This is a genomic window from Haloferax denitrificans ATCC 35960 (genome assembly GCF_000337795.1).
GTDB lineage: Archaea > Halobacteriota > Halobacteria > Halobacteriales > Haloferacaceae > Haloferax > Haloferax denitrificans.
Genome location: NZ_AOLP01000009.1, coordinates 155524 through 172360 on the forward strand (window position 1 = coordinate 155524; position 16837 = coordinate 172360).

The following is a 16837-nucleotide window of genomic DNA, read 5'->3' on the forward strand; positions in this document are numbered from 1 at the left end:
GCGGCCGTTTATGCCTTTCCACTGAACATTTCCGAAATAGCGGTGGTGGACAAATGTGCAAATGGAGGTGTATATAAGTAGTATAACGGGCAACAAACTGCCGAATAGGTAGCTAATGTACGAAGCAACTCTCCGAATAGACCACCAAAGCCCGTACGCGGATGTGACGCTCGGAAAAGACGTGCACGTCGAGATGTGGTGCAACCAGTACTGCGACCTCGTCTACGTGAGCGGGTCCGACATCGAGACGCCGGTCGAGACGTTCGACGACACGGTCGGTATTCAGGAAATCGTCTACAAGGACGAAGAAGCGGTGCTCATCACGGACTCGTGTCTCCTCGACTACCGAGACAACCTGTTAGAGGGGTACTTACAGCCGCACCAGTGTCTCTCGTTGCCGCCGTTGACGTACAGCGACGGGGCGCTTTTCGCCCGCGTGCTCGCCCTCACCGAAGAACAGCTTTCGGGCGTCTACCACAGCATCAGCGACAGCCACCGGGTGACCGTCGAGGCCAAACGCGAGATTCGCTCGATCGCGCCCGACATCCCGATACTCATGCTCGACTCCGCGCTCCCGACGCTGTCCGACGGCCAACAGCGCGCGCTCTCCCTCGCGGTCGAGATGGGGTACTACGAGATTCCCCGCGGCTCGACGACGGGCGAAATCGCCGACGAGATGGGCGTCTCCCGCCGAACGTTCGAAGAACACCTCCGGCGCGCGGAGAACAAGATAATCAAGAACCTCCTGCGGTACTTCCTCACATGACTATAACGACACCACCGTGTGGAGGGTCGTCTTTTGTCCCGTCGGGAACGCAGAGGTACGGACAGTAGACGATGGCCACCCAGCAATTCGACTCCACAGTGAACGATTCGAGCGAGACCGTCGTTCGTATCGACGGCGTAACGAAAGAGTACGGCACGCTCCGCGCCGTCGACGACGTGACGATTCCCATCACCGACGGGGAGTTCATCACGATACTCGGCCCCAGCGGCGCGGGGAAGACGACGCTCCTGCACATGATCGCGGGATTCCAGAAGCCGACGTCCGGCGAGATTTACATCGACGGCCGACCGGTGTCGGACGAACCGCCGTACGAGCGGGACATCGGGCTCGTGTTCCAGAGCCACGCGCTGTTCCCGCACATGACGGTCAAGGAGAACATCGCGTTCCCCCTCAAGATGCGGCGCGAGCACACAGACGACATCGACCGGAAGGTCGAAGACGTGCTCGAACTCGTCCGACTCCCGGTCGACTACGCGGACAAGCCGGTCGACGAGCTCTCGGGCGGCCAACAACAGCGCGTCGCGTTCGCCCGCGCCATCGTCTACGAGCCGACGTTGCTCCTGTTGGACGAGCCGCTTTCCTCGCTCGACAAGAAACTCCGCGAGGAGATGCGCGCCGAACTGACGCGCATCCACGAGGAGACGGAACTCACCATCGTCCACGTCACGCACAACCAGACCGAGGCGCTCTCGATGGCCGACCGAATCGCGGTCATCAACGGCGGCGGACTGGAGCAACTCGACTCCGCACAGGACATCTACGCCTCGCCGAACACGCCGTTCGTCGCCGACTTCATCGGCAACACGACGCTGTTGTCCGGGTCGGTGGCCGGGGTCGACGGCGACGTGGCGACGGTTTCCGTGGCCGACGGGACGGTTCGCGTTCCCGCGGCGACCGTCGACGGCCTCTCGGACGTCGTCGTCGCCATCCGCGCCGAACAGGTCGCGCTCGACGCCGACTGCGACAACACGTACCCGGCGACCGTCGAACAGGTGTCGTTCGAGGGCGAGCGGACGCAGTACCACGTCTTCGTCCCCGCCTTCGGCGAGACGGTTCGCCTCATCGACCAGTCCGCGGACGCCCGCGTCGTCCACGACCGAGGCGACAGCGTCACCGTCGGCTGGAACGTCGGCGACGGATTCGTCTACCCCGACGAAGACGACGAATAAGCGCGGTTCCGACGCGAGACGGCCTCGCGACCCCGCCGCGTATCGCGTTTTTGAGACGTCTTCCGCCGACGTTTACCGGTCGAGCGCCTCGGGATTGACGAGTCCCTCGACGGCGTCTCCCCGGTAGGCCGCGACCGCGGTCTCCGTGCCGAGGCGTCGCAGTTTCTCCGCGGTTCGCGTCGAGTACCACGCCGCGTGCGGCGTCACGATGACGTCCTCGCGGTCGAGAAGCGGGTTCTCGGGGTTCGGTGGCTCCGCTCTGAGCACGTCGAGTCCCGCTCCGCGGAGCCTGTCGCCCCGGAGCGCATCGAGGAGCGCGTCTTCGTCGACGACGCGGCCGCGCCCGGTGTTCACGACAATCGCGTCGTCGTCGAGCGCGTCGATGGCGTCGGCGTCTATCATGTCCGCCGTCTCGTCCGTCAGCGGCGCGTGAATCGAGAGCACGTCCGCCTCCGCGAGGAGCGCCTCGAAGCCCACGGGCCGGACGCCCGCGGCCTCGATGTCGCCGTCGTCGACGTAGGGGTCGTACGCGCAGACGTCGAAGCCGAGCGCGAGCGCCTTCTCCCCGGCCGACCGGCCCTTGTTCCCGAACGCGAGGAGACCGAACGTGAGCTCGGAGACCGCCCGAATCGGCATCGCGTCCGCCCAGTGCCAGCGTCCGTCGGCGGCCGCGGCGTCGTAGGTCGGAAGCCCGCGAACGAGCGCGAGCGCGAGCGAGACGGCGTGCATCCCGACCTCGTCGTTGCAGTAGGTCGGCACGCGGGTCACCCGGACGCCGCGGTCGGTCGCCGCCTCGACGTCGATGCCGTCGATACCGGTCGCGTAGCGCGAGACGACCGAACAGCCCGTGGCGTCCATGCTCTCCGCCGACACGCCGGTGTCGTGCGAGAGCAGGAGGTCCGCCGCGCCGACCGCGTCGGCTATCTCCGCGTCGGTACAGTCGACCGCGTCCACGACGACGGACGACCCGAGCAACCGCTCGAAGTGGGCGCGCTCCGCCTCGACGTCGCCGAACCAGTCGGGGTCGAGCATGACAGCGCGTACCGTCTCAGTCATGGGTGAGTGAACCCGAGACGACCGAATATACCCACAACCTCCATATGTGGACCGCGGGCTCGCCAGCTCAGAGCGCGCGTTCCAGTCGGTCCATCGCGGTCGTCAGCGTCTCGACGTCCGCGGCGTACGAAAAGCGCACGTACCCCTCCCCGGCCGCGCCGAAGACCGCACCCGGGACGGAGGCGACGCCGGCCTCCGACATGAGGCGCTCCACGAACGCCCTGCTGTCCGTCGTGTGGGCCGAGACGTCGGCGAACACGTAGAACGCGCCGCGCGGCGTCCCCGGGTCGATACCGTCGATGGCGGCCAGTCGGTCGAGCACGAGTCGCCGCCGCTCGGCGAACGCCTCGCGGAGTTCGCCGACGACGTGCCGGTTCGCTAACGCCGCGCTCGCGGCGACCTGCGCCGGCTCGGGGACCGACGAGATGGTGTGTTCCTGCAGGACGCGCATCGCGTCGATGACGCGCTCGGGGGCGCTCGCGTATCCGATTCGCCACCCGGTCATCGCGTACGACTTCGAGAAGCTGTGAACCGTCACGATTCGGTCGAACCGGTCGCCGTCGCTCGCCAGCGAGTGGTGCGTCGCGTCGTCGTAGACGAGGTCCTCGTACGTCTCGTCCGCGATGACCCACAGGCCGTGTTCGGCCGCGACGTCGTCCAGCGCCCGGAGCCGGTCGGGGGGGATGACGGCCCCGGTCGGGTTCCCGGGGGAGTTCAGCATCATCGCCGTCGTGTCGTCGCTCACCGCCGCCTCGACGGCTTCCGGCGTGGGGACGAACTCCTCGTCGGTCGAGACGGGGGCGAGCCGGGCGCTCGCGCTGGCGACGTGGCCGTGGTAGTTCGGCCAGTACGGCTCGGGGACGAGCACTTCGTCGCCGGGGTCACAGAGCACGTGGACCGCGGCGAACAGCGCACCCATCGCGCCCGGCGTGACGATAATCTCCGACTCGGGGGCGGCGTCGATGCCGTTTTCGACGGCGAGCTTCTCCGCGAGCGCGGCGCGTAACTCCGGCCGCCCCACCGTTTCGGTGTAACTGCTCGCGCCGGTGCCGACCGCCTCGGAGACGGCGGCGGCTATCGGCTCGGGCGTCGCGAAATCGGGCTCGCCGATACTCAGGTCGGCGAGGTCGTCGTACGACTGCGCCGCGTCGAACACCTCGCGGATTCCCGACTGCGGCATTCTCGTCGAGAGCCCCGAGAGTCCGGGTCGCTTCATCATACACTCGGGTGCGCGTCCGGGACAGTAAACCGACTCACCTCCGTATGGCGGCGCTCAGAGTTCGCGAATCACGTCGCCGTCGGGCTCGATGGCGTCGACGTCGGCCTCCGTGAGCGGGAGTTCGACCTCGACTTCGACGAGGTAGTCCTCGTTGGCCAACTGGTCGTGTCCGAGGACGGTGTGGCACGGATACGGCTCTTCGAACGTCTCCAGGTACACCTCTTTGTAGCCGTCGTAGTAGTGTTCCTTCGCGTCGACGATGTGGGTCGTGACCTTGGCGACGTCGGCGTACGTCATGCCGATGGCTTCGAGCAGGACGCCGACGTTCTCGTACGCCTTCCGCGCCTGCGTCTCGATGTCGTCGCCGACGACGTTCGAATCGGCGTCCATCGAGACCTGTCCGGCCATGTAGAACTGCTGACCGTCGATTATGGCGTGATTGTAGCCGATACTGCGCGCGTCCTTGAGCTCCGGCGGGTTGATAGCGTAACGTGTCACGGTCGAACTTCCGAGAACGAGTTAAAAAAACGCCACCCTCCGGATGGTGGTGTCGCCGGGCTCAGTCCGACGCCAGCGAGCGGACCGTCTCGGCGAGGACGCCGGTCGCGGTCGCACAGTCGTCCCAGTCGGTCCACTCCCGCGGGGAGTGGGAGACGCCGTCCCGCGAGGGGGCGAACAGGAGTCCCGCGTCCGTGACCGCCGCGAGGTTCGCCGTGTCGTGCATCGCCGCCGAGTGCAGGCGAAGCGCGTCGACCGACCTCGCCGCCGCCGCGGCGTCCGCCGCCGCGAGACACCGGTCCGCCATCCGACTCGGCGGGCTGTCCCGATACCGCGATATCGACGTTTCGACGCCCCTGTTTCGTTCGAGTCGCGCGAGGCTGGTCCGACAGCGCTCGACGAGGCGGTCCATCGTCTCGTGTTCCACGTCTCGGATGTCGAGCTGGAGTCGGACCTCGGCCGGCACGATGTTCCGGGCGTTCGGTTCGATGGTTCCCCTCCCGGCCGTCCCGACGGCGGCCTCGCTCGTCGTCGCCAGCTCCTCCGCCGCGCGTTCGAGGTCGAGGACGAACTCGGACGCGGCCGCGAGCGCGTCGGACCGCTCGTACATCGGCGTCGACCCGGCGTGGTCGGCCTCGCCGGTCACCGCCACCTCGCAGTTGGTGATGCCCGTGATGGAGTCGACGACGCCGACGCCGGCGTTCGCCCCGGTCAGGCGCGTCCCCTGCTCGATGTGGAGTTCGACCCACGCGTCCCACTCGGCGGGGTCGACGGCGTCGCTCCCGGCGAAGCCGACCCGTTCGAGGTGGTCGCGTAGCGTGACGCCGTCGTCGTCTTCGAGCGCGAGCGCCTCGTCGACGCTCAGCTTCCCCGTCGCCACCGACGACCCGAGCGTCCCGACGCCGAACCGACCGCCCTCCTCCTCGGTGAACGAGGCGACTTCGACCGGGCGGGCGGGGGCGACGCCCGCTTCCTGCATCGCCCGGACGCCTTCGAGCGCGCCGTACGTTCCGAGCGGACCGTCGAAGATACCGCCGCGGGGGACGGAGTCGAGGTGGCTCCCGAACGCGACGGGGGCCGCCGACGGGTCGCACGAAGGCGGCGTCCATCGGCCGAAGATGTTCCCGACGGCGTCGACCCGCACGTCGAGACCGGCCGCTTCGAGGCGGTCGACGAAACGCTCTCGCACCGCTCGGTCCGCCTCGCTTCCGGTGAGTACGGTTCGCCCGACACCCTCGTCGGCGTCGACGTCCCCGAACGCGGCGTTTTCCTGTAGGTCGCGTCGGAGTCTCTCCGTGTCGATGTTCATACCCGGGACCTGAACGGCCGTGCGGATAAACCCGAATCCCCCATGTGGCGGCGAGGCCGGCGACCGCCATACGGAGCGGGTAGCTCTTAGTGTCTCTCCGAGAACTGGTGGACAATGAGTGATACTGACACACAACTGTTCGCGTCCTCGCTCGCGGCCATCGACGTTCCGCTGACGCGGACCGACACGGCGGGGTTCGCCTCGACTATCGACTCGCTCGTGACGGGGCCCGCGGTCGGCGTCCCCCTCCACCTCGACGGCGTCTCGCTGGACGACACCGTCGTCCAGACGCCGCCCACGCCCCGCCTGCTCCGGGAGGCCGAGACGGGCGTCACGGGCGTCGGACACGCTATCGCCGAACACGGGACGCTCGTCATCGACAGCGACGACGCGGGCACCGAACCCGTCAGCCTCTACCCGCCGACGCACCTCGCGGTCGTCCGCGAGAGCGACATCCTCCCCGACGTCGCGTCCGCGACTGACTCCGTCGGCGAGCGCTTCGCCGCCGGTAAGTCCTCGATTTTCGCCACGGGCGTGAGTTCGACCGGCGACATGGGCGCGCTCGTCAAGGGTGTCCACGGTCCCAAACACGTCGAAGTCGTCCTCCTCACCGACCAATGAGCGCGCAGTCCGAGCGCCGACGGAAGGCGCGAAAACTCCGCGAACTCCTCGACGCCGAGGGCGACGCGGTCTACGAGAACGTCACGCACCTGAATCAGGGCCGATACGACGCCATCGAGCGGTTCGACGAGTTCGAGACGCTCCGAACCGAGGCCCGGAGTATCAAGGAAGACGCCGTCGAGAACCTCCCGTCGCTCATCGAGACGCTCCGCGAGAGCGTCGAGGAAAACGGCGGGTCGGTGTACGTCGCCGACGACGCCGACGACGCCACCCGCTACATCCGCGAGGTGGCCGAGGCGAAGGACGCACGGACGCTCGTGAAGTCGAAGTCGATGACGACCGAGGAAATCGAGCTCAACGAGTCGCTCGAAGCCGCCGGCGTGGACGTCTGGGAGACCGACCTCGGCGAGTTCGTCCTCCAGGTCGCCGACGAGAGCCCGTCCCACATCGTCGGTCCCTCGCTCCACAAGTCCCGCGAGGAGGTCGCCGCCCTGTTCAACGACGTGTTCGACCCCGAGGTCCCCTTCGAGACGGCGGAAGAACTCACCGAGTTCGCGCGGGACTACCTCGGCGACCGGATACGAGAGGCGGACATCGGGATGACGGGCGCGAACTTCGTCCTCGCGGACTCGGGGACCATCACCATCGTCACGAACGAGGGGAACGCCCGGAAGTCGGCGGTGACGCCCGACACCCACATCGCGGTCACGGGCGTCGAGAAAATCCTCCCGAGCGCCGCGGACCTCGACCCGTTCGTCAACCTCATCTCGCGCGCCGCGACCGGACAGGACATCTCGCAGTACGTCTCGATGCTCACGCCGCCGGTCGAGACCCCGACGATAGACTTCGAGAACCCCGACGAACCGCTCGGAAGCGGCGACGCGGAGCGGGAGTTCCACCTCGTGCTCATCGACAACGGCCGGCTCGCCATGCGCGACGACGACCAACTGCGCGAGACGCTCTACTGCATTCGGTGCGGTGCGTGTGCGAACTCCTGCGGCAACTTCCAGCACGTCGGCGGCCACGCCTTCGGCGGCGAGACGTACACGGGGGGCATCGCCACCGGCTGGGAGGCCGGCGTCGAGGGCCTCGACAGCGCCGCGGAGTTCAACGACCTCTGTACCGGCTGTTCGCGGTGCGTGAACGCCTGTCCCGTCAAAATCGACATCCCGTGGATAAACACGGTCGTCCGCGACCGACTCAACGGGGAGGCGACGCCGTCCGACCTCGAATTCCTCGTCGAGGGGCTGACGCCGGACGCCGAGGGGACCGTCACGCCGCAAAAGCGCCTCTTCGGTAACTTCGGGACGCTCGCGCGACTCGGGAGCGCCACCGCACCGCTGTCGAACTGGGTGGCGGACCTCGGTCCCGTCCGGACGCTGATGGACCGGTATCTCGGCGTCGCGCCCGACCGGGAACTCCCGACGTTCCAGCGCGAGACGCTCGTCGACTGGTTCGACTCCCGGCGACCCCGCGCGCCGAACGCGACCGCGACCCGCAAGGTGGTGCTCTACCCCGACGCCTACACGAACTACGTCCTCGTCGACCGCGGGAAAGCGGCCGTCAGAACCCTCGAAGCGCTCGGCGCGCACGTGGAACTCGCCACCCCGATAGAAAGCGGCCGCGCGCCGCTCTCGCAGGGGATGGTCGACACGGCGACCCGACAGGCCGAGGCCGTCGCGAGCGACCTCGCGCCGTATCTCGACTCGTCGTTCGACGTCGTCGTCGTCGAACCGTCCGACCTCGCGATGATGCGCCGGGAGTACGGCAAGCTTCTCGACGACGAGACCCACGCCCGGCTCTCGGAACACAGCTACGACGTCATGGAGTACGTGTTCGGCCTGCTTTCGAACGGCGCGGACCCGGCGGCCCTCGCGGCCCCCGACGAGCCGGTCGCCTACCACAGTCACTGCCAACAGCGGACGCTCGGCGTCGAGACGTACACCGAGGCGGTGCTCGACGACCTCGGATTCGACGTCGTCACCTCCGACGTGGAGTGTTGCGGGATGGCCGGGAGCTTCGGCTACAAATCGGAGTACTACGAGCTTTCGATGGACGTGGGCGCGGAGCTCGCCGACCAGTTCGCCGACGCGAGCGACCGCGTGGTCGTCGCCAGCGGCACCTCGTGTACCGAGCAACTGACCGACCTCCTCGCCCGCGACGTGACCCACCCGGTCGAACTCGTCGCGCCCGACGAGGCCCCCTGAGCGGCGACCGGCCGTCGTCGCCGCCCGGCGTTCACAGACGGCAGGACTCTCATTCATGTGTGACCCTTCACCGACTCGCTCGCGCCCGCCGGCGGTGTCCCGACGATGACCGACGTGCTCGTCTTGGGCGACGCCATCGTCGACGCCGTCTTCGCCGGTCTCGACCGCTACCCCGACCGCGGGGAGGAACTCGTCGCGCCGTCGTTCGAACTGCGGCCGGGCGGCTCCGCGGGCTACGCCTCGCTCGGCCTCGCGGCGCTGGGGAGTCGCCCGGCGGCGGTCACGTACGTCGGCGACGACGTGCTCTCTACGCACTGGCGCACGTTTCTCGACGCCCGCGGCGTCGACACGAGCCGCGTGGTCGAACAGCCGGACGCGACGGTGAGCGTCGCCGCCGGCTTCCTGTTCGACTCCGACCGCTCGTTCGTCACCCACCGGGGCGCGATGAGGGACGGCGCGGTTCCCGCCGTCACACCCGACGGGTTCGACGCGCTGTTCGTCGCCGGGCTGTCACAGGCCCCGTACCTCTGGGGCGACGACGTCGTCGCCGTCGCCCGCGAGTTCGCCGCCCGGGGCCGCCCGGTGTTTCTCGACACGAACTGGTCGCCCGGCGACTGGCTCTCGACGGCAGAGGCGCTTCTCCCGCACGTCGAGACGCTGTTCGCGAACGACGCGGAAGCGCGTCGTCTCTCGGGGTGCGACGACCTCTCGGACGCGGCGGAGACGCTCGTCGCCGACGGGGCGTCCGCCTGCGTCGTCAAGGCCGGCGACCGCGGCTGTCTCGTCGCCGACGACCGCTCGGGGACGACGTGGATCGAGACCGAACCGGTCGCATCGGTCGACGCCTGCGGGGCGGGCGACTTCTTCGACGCCGGCTTCATTCACGCGCGGCTCGCTGGAGCCGACAGACCGGCGGCCGCGGCCGTTGCCAACCGCTGTGCGCGGGCGGCAATCACGAACTTCGAACTTCGGGCGAAACTCGGCGCGATAGCTGACCTGTCCGAGTGACTGCCCGCGGTCGGCATCCCCCGGGAAAAAAGCGCCCCGCCGTTAGCTGTGGAGGAACCGTTCGAGGCCGACGACGCGGTCCGCGACGACGATGGCGACGATGGCGATGATGACGTAGATGCTCGCCACGGCCGCGATTTGGGGGCTGATGTTCCCCCGAATCGCGCCGTAAATCGCGACGGGAAGCGTTTCGGTCGCCGTCGTCGTGATGATGAGGCTCACGATGAACTCGTTCAACGCGAGCATGAACATCAGGAACGACCCCGAGATGACGCCGGGCATCAGGGCCGGGAGCGTCACGTATCTGAACGTCTGTATCTCCTCCGCGCCGAGGCTCTGTGCGGCGTCTTCGAGCGTGGGGTCGAACGCGTTGACGCTCGACGAGACGCTCCATATCATGAAGGGGATGTTGATGATGGTCAGCGCCAGCCCGACGGCCCAGAGCTCGGCGATCCACCCAAGCCGGCCGAAGATGATGAGCAGGATGAACCCCGACACGACCAGCGGGACGGTAAACGGCAACAGGAGGTAAATCTGGATGCCGTGTTCGAACCTGATGTCGTATCGGTTCAGTCCGAGCGCCGTCATCACGCCGATGGGAATCGCGAGGGCAGTACAGAAGACGGCGACCATGACGCTGTTGAAGAACGGTTCGAGATAGCCGGGCTCGTGAATCAGCGACGCGTACCACCTGAGGCTCAGTTCGCTCGGCGGGAACGAGATAATCTGGTTCGCTCCCAGCGAGACGACGAGGATGATGACCGACGGGAGAATCAGGAAGACGAACTCGAAGAGCGTGAACGCCGTCAGGTACGGGTGGTCGGTGCCGAACCGACGGAGGAGTCCGCTCATTGTTCGCCCGCCTCCACGCCGAGGGTCCCGGTCCCGTACAGTTTGAACACGGCGAACACGAACACCGACGCCACGAGGACGAGGATGATACACAGCACCGCCGCGAACGGGTAGTTCATCATGTCGAACACTTTGCTGTAGATGAAGTTCGCAACGAAGCTGTTCGTCCCGCCACCGAGCAGGTTGGGAATGGCGTAGTTCGCCATCGACAGCGTGAACACGACGATTGTCGCCGCGGTGATTCCGGGGCGGGCGAGCGGTAACACGACGTGTCTGAACGTCTCCCAGTTGTTCGCCCCGCAGTTCTGCGCCGCGCGTTCGAGGTCGGTGTCGATGCTCGCTATCGCGGGCGTCAACATCAGCACCGCGAACGGCATCAGATACTGCAGGAGCCCCACGACGATGGCGGCGGGGGTTCCGATGATGCTCACCGTCTCGATTCCGAGCGCGTTCAGTCCCCAGTTCAGCAGGCCGTTTTTCCCGAGGACGATGAGCCAGCCGTACGCTCGGATGATGACTCCCGTGAAGAACGGCACGAACAGGCCGAACAGGAGGACGTACCGGAACACCGGCCGCCTCGTGCGAACGACGAGATACGCGTACGGAACCGCGAGCCCGACGCTTCCGACCGTGACGAGCGCCGAGTACAGCAGGGTCCTGAGGAACACGGTGTGGAACGCCCCCGTCTCGACGAGGCGCATCCAGTTATCGAGCGTGAGTTCGTAGACGAATATCTCGATGGTGTCGTACGTGAGCACGCTGTACCACGCGAGCATCACCATCCCGACGGCGAGGAAACTAACCAACAGGATGCTCGGCGCGATGAGCACGTATCCGAACCGGTCCGCGACCGACGACGTATCGAGGGGCAGGCGGTTCTTTGCCGCGATAAGCCCGTCCATCACTTTCCACTTCGCGCGCAGTCGCTGATGTTGGAACTCGTCTCGAATGCTCACGGCGCTCTCCCCCTCGGGCCGGCCGCCGGGAATCGGCGCGTCGCCACCGCGCCGACGAGCGATACGCAGTTACTCGATGCGTTCATGTTACTCGGGCTATGGACAGAGACGTTCTTACGTAGGTGTCCACCATATGGCGTGTGATTTTTAACACGTAGGTGTTCTCCCGGCAAATATAGCACGAACTCGGGGCCAATATGGCAAATACGCTTCGTTTGTTCTCTCTGGTGGCGCGTCTTTCACACCGCGAAACTCGCCATTTTTGTCGTCCGCCGAGAACGGGTAGCCATGCGTATCCTCGTCTTCGGCGCGGGCAGTCTGGGCACGCTCGTCGGCGGCCTCCTCGCGTCGGTCCACGACGTAACGCTCGTCGCGCGCGACCCGCACGCCGCGCGAGTGTCGGCGGCCGGTCTCGATATCGTCGGTGCCGAGTCGGCGCACGCCTCGCCGGCCGCGACGACGGCCGAGTCGGGCCACTCGGCGGACCTCGCGCTCGTCACGGTCAAGTCGTTCGACACCGCTCGGGCCGCCGACGCGCTCGCCGACTGCGACGTGGGCGCGGTGCTGTCGCTCCAGAACGGACTCACCGAGGAGACGCTCGCCGCTCGCCTCGACGACCCGGTTCTCGCGGGCACGGCGACCTACGGAGCGCGGCTCGTCGAACCGGGTCGCGTCGAGTGTACCGGCGTCGGCCGAATCGTCTTGGGCGCACTCGACGGCGGGCCCGACCCCCTCGCCGAGCGGGTCGGCAAGGCGTTCCGCGACGCGGGAATCAACACGCTCGTCGCAACTGACATGCCGAGACGCCGCTGGGAGAAACTCGCCGTCAACGCCGGCATCAACGCCGTCACCGCGCTCTCGCGGGTCGAAAACGGCGCGCTCCGGTCGAGCGACGCCAACGACCTCGCACACCGCGCCGCCCGCGAGACGGCCCGCGTCGCTCGATTAGAACGGGTCTCGCTCCCGAACCGCGTCGCCCGCGAGGCGGTCGACCGCGTGGTCGAGAAAACCGCCGCGAACCGCTCGTCGATGCTACAGGACGTGGCGGCCGAAAAGCGGACCGAGGTGGACGCCATCAACGGCGCGGTGGTCGATATCGCCGCCGAACACGGCTTCGAGGTGCCGACGAACCGGACGCTCGCGGCGCTCCTCCGGGCGTGGGAGCGGGGAGAAGGGATACACTGAGATAGGTCGCTATTCGAGGTAGCCGAGGTCGCGCAGTCGGTCCTGTGTCTCGTCGTCCATCTGGTCGACGGAGTCGTCCGAAACGTCGGTGTCGAGCGCGTCGGTCCACGCGCCGCCGATGGCGTCTTCGAACTCCGCGAGGGCGGCCTCGGTCTCCGCGATTGCCTCGTCGTCCGCGTCGGCGACGTTCTCGGCCTCCTCGGGGTCGGCGTCGAGGCGGTAGGCCTCGTCGGGGATGCGGTCGATTCGGACGTACTTGGCGTCGGTCCGCCGCGCCGCCCGCATCCGGGAGTAGAACCGCGAGTCCTCGGGGAGCGTGATACCCGCGCTCGACGCCTTCTCCTCTAACTGCTTGAGTTCGACCACGGGGCGGGAGTACTCGACGAAGGCGTACTCGCCGTCTCGGCGCTGGCCGGGGTCGTCGTTCTCTGCTCGCGCGAACTCCCGGTAGTCGGCCGACAGGAGCGAGCGCGTGCGGTCGAGGCCGACCGCGTCGTCGCCGGGGTTCGCGGGCTCGCCGCCCTCGACGCCGAGCGAGTCGAGCACCGTGTGGTAGAGGTCGACCAGTTCGACCTGGTCGTCGCGTCGCTCCGCGTCGAGGTCGGGGTGTTTGACCATGAGCGGGACGTTGACGAGCGGGTCGTACAGGCAGAACTCGTGGCCGTAGAGGCCGTGTTCGCCGTGAAGCTCGCCGTGGTCGGCGCAGACGACGACCATCGTGTCGTCCCAGCGGTCGGTCTCTTTCAGGTGGTCGAAAAGCCGGGTGAGCTGGTCGTCGATGTGGGCGATTTCGGCGTCGTAGAGGCCGCGGATGTCCGCCCACTCGTCGTCGTCAATCTCGTGGGCACCGGCGTTGTACTCCTTGGAGTTCTGGCAGACCTCGGTCGAATCGACGCCGGGCGCGAAGCGCTCTTTGTACTCCTCGGGCGGGTGGTACGGCAGGTGCGCGTCCATGAGGTTGACGAACGCGAAGAACTCCTCGGAGTCGTCGACGAAGTCGATGGTCTGGTCGATGACGGCGGGCGTCTTCGAGTCCGCGCCCTCGCCGCCGGCGAGGTACTCGTGGGCGGTGTTGCCGAGGCTGACGAGCTTGTCCGCGAGCGTCCGGAGCGCGTCGCTGTCGTTCATCGTCTTCCACGCCTTCGCCAGCGGCCCCGACAGGAACTCGCCGGGCATGACCTCGAAGAAGTTGTCCTGCTCGGCGAAGCCGTCAGTCAGGTGCGTGTACGGCGTTATCCACGCGTTCGAGGAGTAACAGGCGGTGTCGTAGCCGGCCGCCGAGAGCGTCTCGGCGAGGGTCGTCGCGCCTTCGAGATAGGGGTTCTCCTGGTCGGCCCCGTGCTGGCTGGGGTACATGCCGGTGAAAAGCGAGGCGTGGACCGGCAGGGTCCACGGCGCGGGCGCGACGGCCTGCTCGAAGACGGTCGCCTCGTCGGCGAATCGGTCGAGGCCCGGCGTCGTCGGGCGGTCGTAGCCGTACGGCGTGAGGTGGTCCTTTCGGACCGTGTCCATGACGACGAAGAGGACGTTCTCGGGCGACTCGGCAGTCATACCCGAGGGTGGGGAGTAGTCGCCGATAAAACTCCTGTTCTCGGCCGCCGCCGGGACGAAAACGTCCGAACCGTCGAGTTAGAACGGGGCCTGCGGGCCCTGGTCGTCCTCGATATCGGTCGTGTCGTCGCTGGTGTCGCCGGGGAACGACGGACTGCCGCCGCGGCTGTCGCCGCCCATCCCGCCGTCGCCGCCCATGCCGGTGTCGGCGTGGACTTCGTTGATCTCGGGAATCTCCTTGACCATGCGGGTCTTGATAGCCTGGATGGTCATCGGGGAGATACCGCACCCAGAGCAAGCGCCGCCGAGGAGAACGGTGACCTCACCGGTCTCGCGGTCGAGGTCGCGGATGGCCGCGCTACCGCCGTGCATCTGGATCTGCGGGAAGTTCCGACGGAGGAAGTTCACGACACGCTCTTTGAGGTCGTCCTCGCCGTCCTGCGTCTCCGTGCTCATGCACGCGGCTTCGAGGTGAACGTGCTTAGGCCTTTGGTTCGGGGTTACGCCTCGACGCCGAAGACCCGCCGGAGCTCGCCTTCTATCTCGTCGACGTAGCGGTCGAGGACGGCTTCCAGCTCGTCGTCGTCTATTTCGACCGCCGTCAGTCGCTCGGCGGGGTTCTCGGGGAGCCGTACGGAGAAGTCGCCGTCCTCGTAGAACGGCTCCGACTCGTTGAGAATCTGCTGGTCGACCCCGTGGATGAGCGACGAGTCGAACTCGTCGTTCATCGTCTCGAAGGCGTTCTTGTACGCGCGCTGGAGCTCGGGGAAGTAGTTGGCGTACTTGTCCTCGAACTTCTCGGGGTCGAAGTCGGTCATACCCGGGGCTTTCGCGCTCCCGGCAAAAAATCGGACGGTTGGTTCGTCGGGATTGGAGATTCTGTATAGCAACGTAGCGTTTATCGACTGCTCGCCCCCGAACGGCGATTCAACTCTCAGGACGTCTCAAATACGGAAAATCGAGCGACGCGGGGCGTCACTCGATGAGCGGGCTGTCCACGCGCGCGGCGAAGAGTTCGCTCGCCGCGAAGATGGACGCGAGCTCGGTTATCAGTTCGTCGTACGACTCGTCGTCCTCGCGCAGTGCGTCGAGTCGCTCGACGGTTCGACGGTCCAGTTCGACCGTCTCTGTTTGTACCTCCGGTTCGTAGCCGACCGGGTAGTCGTATTCGGCCTCGTTCGAGTTGGCAGTCGCCATCGTTCACCCCACTCCGGCATGCGTGCCGGTGCCATGACATACACAACCATCCGATATGAGGATTTCGCGGATTTCGAGCCGCAGACGGAACGCGAGCGCAGTCGCCACTCGGTCGGACCCTCTCCCATCACCGGCCATGATAAATCACATTCCGCTATATCGAATTGTACCCGAATCCGAATCGGGGAGTCATAGCCAGAATATTGGGTTGTTTAAGGGTAAACGATTTTATGCTCGGTAGGTTGTCGAATACTGACTACATGAGCGAATATACACTCGAACACGAGTCAAATTCCTGTGGTGCTGGACATATACGCATTTCTTTGCCGTCAAACGCCCCGGTTTCCCGCGATTGCGGGCCGCACGAACCCGACCGGTCGCGCTCTCCCGAGGTGTCCGCGCCCCCGTGATGTACGACCGCCGCATCCTCATCGACGCGCTGGCGCACCGGCCGTTGCTCCGGCGGATGGTCAGACCGCTCGTCGCCGTCGCGGCGTTCGTCGTCGCCGGCGTCGGCGGATTCAGCGTCCTCGGCGGTGCGAGCCTCGTCGACGCGGCGTTCTGGCTACTCGACCCGACCAGCATCGAACTCCACTACCAGACCCACGAGGGGCCGGCGACGCTCGTCAAGGCGTACGCCATCGTGATTCTCACCGGCCTCATCGGAACCGGGCTGTGGGCCGGCGAGACGTTCGTCTCCGCGGCCTTCGGCGGGCAGATACGCGAGGAACTCGACCAGATGAAACTCCACCGAGAGATTGCGGAACTCGAATCGCACGTAGTCGTCTGCGGCTACGGGACCTTCGGCAAGACGGTCGCGGCGCGGCTCCGCGAGACGGGCCGCGACGTGGTCGTCGTCGAGAGCAAGGAGGCGGGGTACCAGCGCGCGCTCGACGCGGACCTGCTCGCGGTCGAAGGCGACGCCCGACGCGAGGACCGACTCGCCGACGCGGGCGTCGAGCGCGCCGCGACGGTCGTCGGCGCGATAGACGACTCCAAGGTGAACATCCAAATCGCCATCGCGGCGAGTCGGCTGTCCCCCGACGCCAAACTCGTCGTCCGCGCGGGCGACCAGATGGACGAGGCGCTCGCGCGCCGCGCCGGAGCCGACGAGGTCGTCGTCCCGGAAATCGTGAGCGGCGAGCAGATCTGTTCGGAGCTCTGAGCCGCCCCGCCGACCCGTCTCCCCGACTGCTATTTGTTCACAGCGAACGCAGTTCTC

At 66.9% G+C, this 16837-nt stretch carries 17 protein-coding genes; 7 read left to right on the forward strand and 10 right to left on the reverse strand.

Features of this window, described 5'->3' with window-relative positions; translation table 11 throughout:
* Positions 1–115: 115 nt before the first annotated feature.
* Positions 116–766 carry a helix-turn-helix domain-containing protein gene (locus C438_RS07810; protein WP_004968811.1) on the forward strand — a complete coding sequence of 217 codons (651 nt, stop codon included), beginning with the start codon at positions 116–118 and terminating at the stop codon, positions 764–766.
* A gap of 71 nt (positions 767–837) precedes the next feature.
* On the forward strand, positions 838–1956 hold the full coding sequence (locus tag C438_RS07815; RefSeq protein ID WP_239640667.1) for an ABC transporter ATP-binding protein: 1119 nt from the start codon (positions 838–840) through the stop codon (positions 1954–1956).
* Positions 1957–2028: 72 nt separating this feature from the next.
* Here C438_RS07815 and C438_RS07820 read toward each other — a convergent pair whose 3' ends face one another.
* The 4 genes from C438_RS07820 to C438_RS07835 form a co-directional block, all read right to left on the reverse strand.
* Complete coding sequence (locus C438_RS07820) at positions 2029–3012, reverse strand: C-terminal binding protein (protein WP_239640668.1); 984 nt, start codon at positions 3010–3012, stop codon at positions 2029–2031.
* 67 nt (positions 3013–3079) lie between these two features.
* Positions 3080–4231: a pyridoxal phosphate-dependent aminotransferase gene (locus C438_RS07825; RefSeq protein WP_004968814.1), complete on the reverse strand. Its 1152-nt coding sequence runs from the start codon at positions 4229–4231 to the stop codon at positions 3080–3082.
* Positions 4232–4285: 54 nt separating this feature from the next.
* Positions 4286–4729 (reverse strand): RidA family protein, encoded by a 444-nt coding sequence (locus C438_RS07830; RefSeq protein WP_004968815.1) that lies wholly within the window; start codon positions 4727–4729, stop codon positions 4286–4288.
* Between the two features lie 61 nt (positions 4730–4790).
* Entirely contained in the window at positions 4791–6038 is a 1248-nt protein-coding gene (locus C438_RS07835; protein ID WP_004968816.1) for a Zn-dependent hydrolase, read from the reverse strand.
* Positions 6039–6152: 114 nt separating this feature from the next.
* Between C438_RS07835 and C438_RS07840 the strand changes: the two genes are divergently transcribed.
* The 3 genes from C438_RS07840 to C438_RS07850 all read left to right on the forward strand — a co-directional run bounded on the left by C438_RS07840 (position 6153) and on the right by C438_RS07850 (position 9874).
* Positions 6153–6659, forward strand: a complete 507-nt coding sequence (locus C438_RS07840) for an LUD domain-containing protein (protein WP_004968817.1) — start codon at positions 6153–6155, stop codon at positions 6657–6659.
* Positions 6656–8866, forward strand: coding sequence for an LUD domain-containing protein (locus tag C438_RS07845; RefSeq protein ID WP_004968818.1), 2211 nt, complete (start codon positions 6656–6658; stop codon positions 8864–8866). Before C438_RS07840 ends, C438_RS07845 begins: the two co-directional genes overlap by 4 nt.
* Before the next feature lie 105 nt (positions 8867–8971).
* Positions 8972–9874: a carbohydrate kinase family protein gene (locus tag C438_RS07850; protein ID WP_004968819.1), complete on the forward strand. Its 903-nt coding sequence runs from the start codon at positions 8972–8974 to the stop codon at positions 9872–9874.
* 42 nt (positions 9875–9916) lie between these two features.
* Here C438_RS07850 and C438_RS07855 read toward each other — a convergent pair whose 3' ends face one another.
* Positions 9917–10726 carry an ABC transporter permease gene (locus C438_RS07855; protein ID WP_004968820.1) on the reverse strand — a complete coding sequence of 270 codons (810 nt, stop codon included), beginning with the start codon at positions 10724–10726 and terminating at the stop codon, positions 9917–9919.
* Positions 10723–11682, reverse strand: coding sequence for an ABC transporter permease (locus C438_RS07860; RefSeq protein ID WP_239640669.1), 960 nt, complete (start codon positions 11680–11682; stop codon positions 10723–10725). Before C438_RS07860 ends, C438_RS07855 begins: the two co-directional genes overlap by 4 nt.
* A 288-nt stretch (positions 11683–11970) precedes the next feature.
* On the opposite strand from C438_RS07860, the gene C438_RS07865 reads away from it, so the two are divergent.
* Positions 11971–12867: a ketopantoate reductase family protein gene (locus C438_RS07865; RefSeq protein WP_004968822.1), complete on the forward strand. Its 897-nt coding sequence runs from the start codon at positions 11971–11973 to the stop codon at positions 12865–12867.
* A 9-nt stretch (positions 12868–12876) separates the two neighbouring features.
* On the opposite strand, the gene C438_RS07870 is transcribed toward C438_RS07865, so the two are convergent.
* The 4 genes from C438_RS07870 to C438_RS20320 form a co-directional block, all read right to left on the reverse strand.
* Complete coding sequence (locus tag C438_RS07870) at positions 12877–14418, reverse strand: sulfatase (protein ID WP_004968823.1); 1542 nt, start codon at positions 14416–14418, stop codon at positions 12877–12879.
* Positions 14419–14496: 78 nt separating this feature from the next.
* Entirely contained in the window at positions 14497–14874 is a 378-nt protein-coding gene (locus C438_RS07875) for a NifU family protein (RefSeq protein ID WP_004045112.1), read from the reverse strand.
* A 44-nt stretch (positions 14875–14918) separates the two neighbouring features.
* Complete coding sequence (locus C438_RS07880) at positions 14919–15236, reverse strand: DUF5783 family protein (RefSeq protein WP_004968824.1); 318 nt, start codon at positions 15234–15236, stop codon at positions 14919–14921.
* A gap of 157 nt (positions 15237–15393) precedes the next feature.
* Positions 15394–15534 (reverse strand): DUF7557 family protein, encoded by a 141-nt coding sequence (locus C438_RS20320; protein ID WP_449271565.1) that lies wholly within the window; start codon positions 15532–15534, stop codon positions 15394–15396.
* 490 nt (positions 15535–16024) lie between these two features.
* Between C438_RS20320 and C438_RS07890 the strand changes: the two genes are divergently transcribed.
* Positions 16025–16780: a potassium channel family protein gene (locus C438_RS07890; protein WP_004968826.1), complete on the forward strand. Its 756-nt coding sequence runs from the start codon at positions 16025–16027 to the stop codon at positions 16778–16780.
* Positions 16781–16837: the final 57 nt, after the last annotated feature.

Coding starts and splice junctions, on each gene's coding strand:
- C438_RS07865 (WP_004968822.1), top strand. CDS start 11,971: ATGCGTATCCTCGTCTTCGGCGCGGGCAGTCTGGGCACGCTCGTCGGC.
- C438_RS07855 (WP_004968820.1), bottom strand. CDS start 10,726: ATGAGCGGACTCCTCCGTCGGTTCGGCACCGACCACCCGTACCTGACG.
- C438_RS07820 (WP_239640668.1), bottom strand. CDS start 3,012: ATGACTGAGACGGTACGCGCTGTCATGCTCGACCCCGACTGGTTCGGC.
- C438_RS07890 (WP_004968826.1), top strand. CDS start 16,025: ATGTACGACCGCCGCATCCTCATCGACGCGCTGGCGCACCGGCCGTTG.
- C438_RS07880 (WP_004968824.1), bottom strand. CDS start 15,236: ATGACCGACTTCGACCCCGAGAAGTTCGAGGACAAGTACGCCAACTAC.
- C438_RS07835 (WP_004968816.1), bottom strand. CDS start 6,038: ATGAACATCGACACGGAGAGACTCCGACGCGACCTACAGGAAAACGCC.
- C438_RS07815 (WP_239640667.1), top strand. CDS start 838: ATGGCCACCCAGCAATTCGACTCCACAGTGAACGATTCGAGCGAGACC.
- C438_RS07810 (WP_004968811.1), top strand. CDS start 116: ATGTACGAAGCAACTCTCCGAATAGACCACCAAAGCCCGTACGCGGAT.
- C438_RS07825 (WP_004968814.1), bottom strand. CDS start 4,231: ATGATGAAGCGACCCGGACTCTCGGGGCTCTCGACGAGAATGCCGCAG.
- C438_RS07870 (WP_004968823.1), bottom strand. CDS start 14,418: ATGACTGCCGAGTCGCCCGAGAACGTCCTCTTCGTCGTCATGGACACG.
- C438_RS07845 (WP_004968818.1), top strand. CDS start 6,656: ATGAGCGCGCAGTCCGAGCGCCGACGGAAGGCGCGAAAACTCCGCGAA.
- C438_RS07850 (WP_004968819.1), top strand. CDS start 8,972: ATGACCGACGTGCTCGTCTTGGGCGACGCCATCGTCGACGCCGTCTTC.
- C438_RS07875 (WP_004045112.1), bottom strand. CDS start 14,874: ATGAGCACGGAGACGCAGGACGGCGAGGACGACCTCAAAGAGCGTGTC.
- C438_RS07840 (WP_004968817.1), top strand. CDS start 6,153: ATGAGTGATACTGACACACAACTGTTCGCGTCCTCGCTCGCGGCCATC.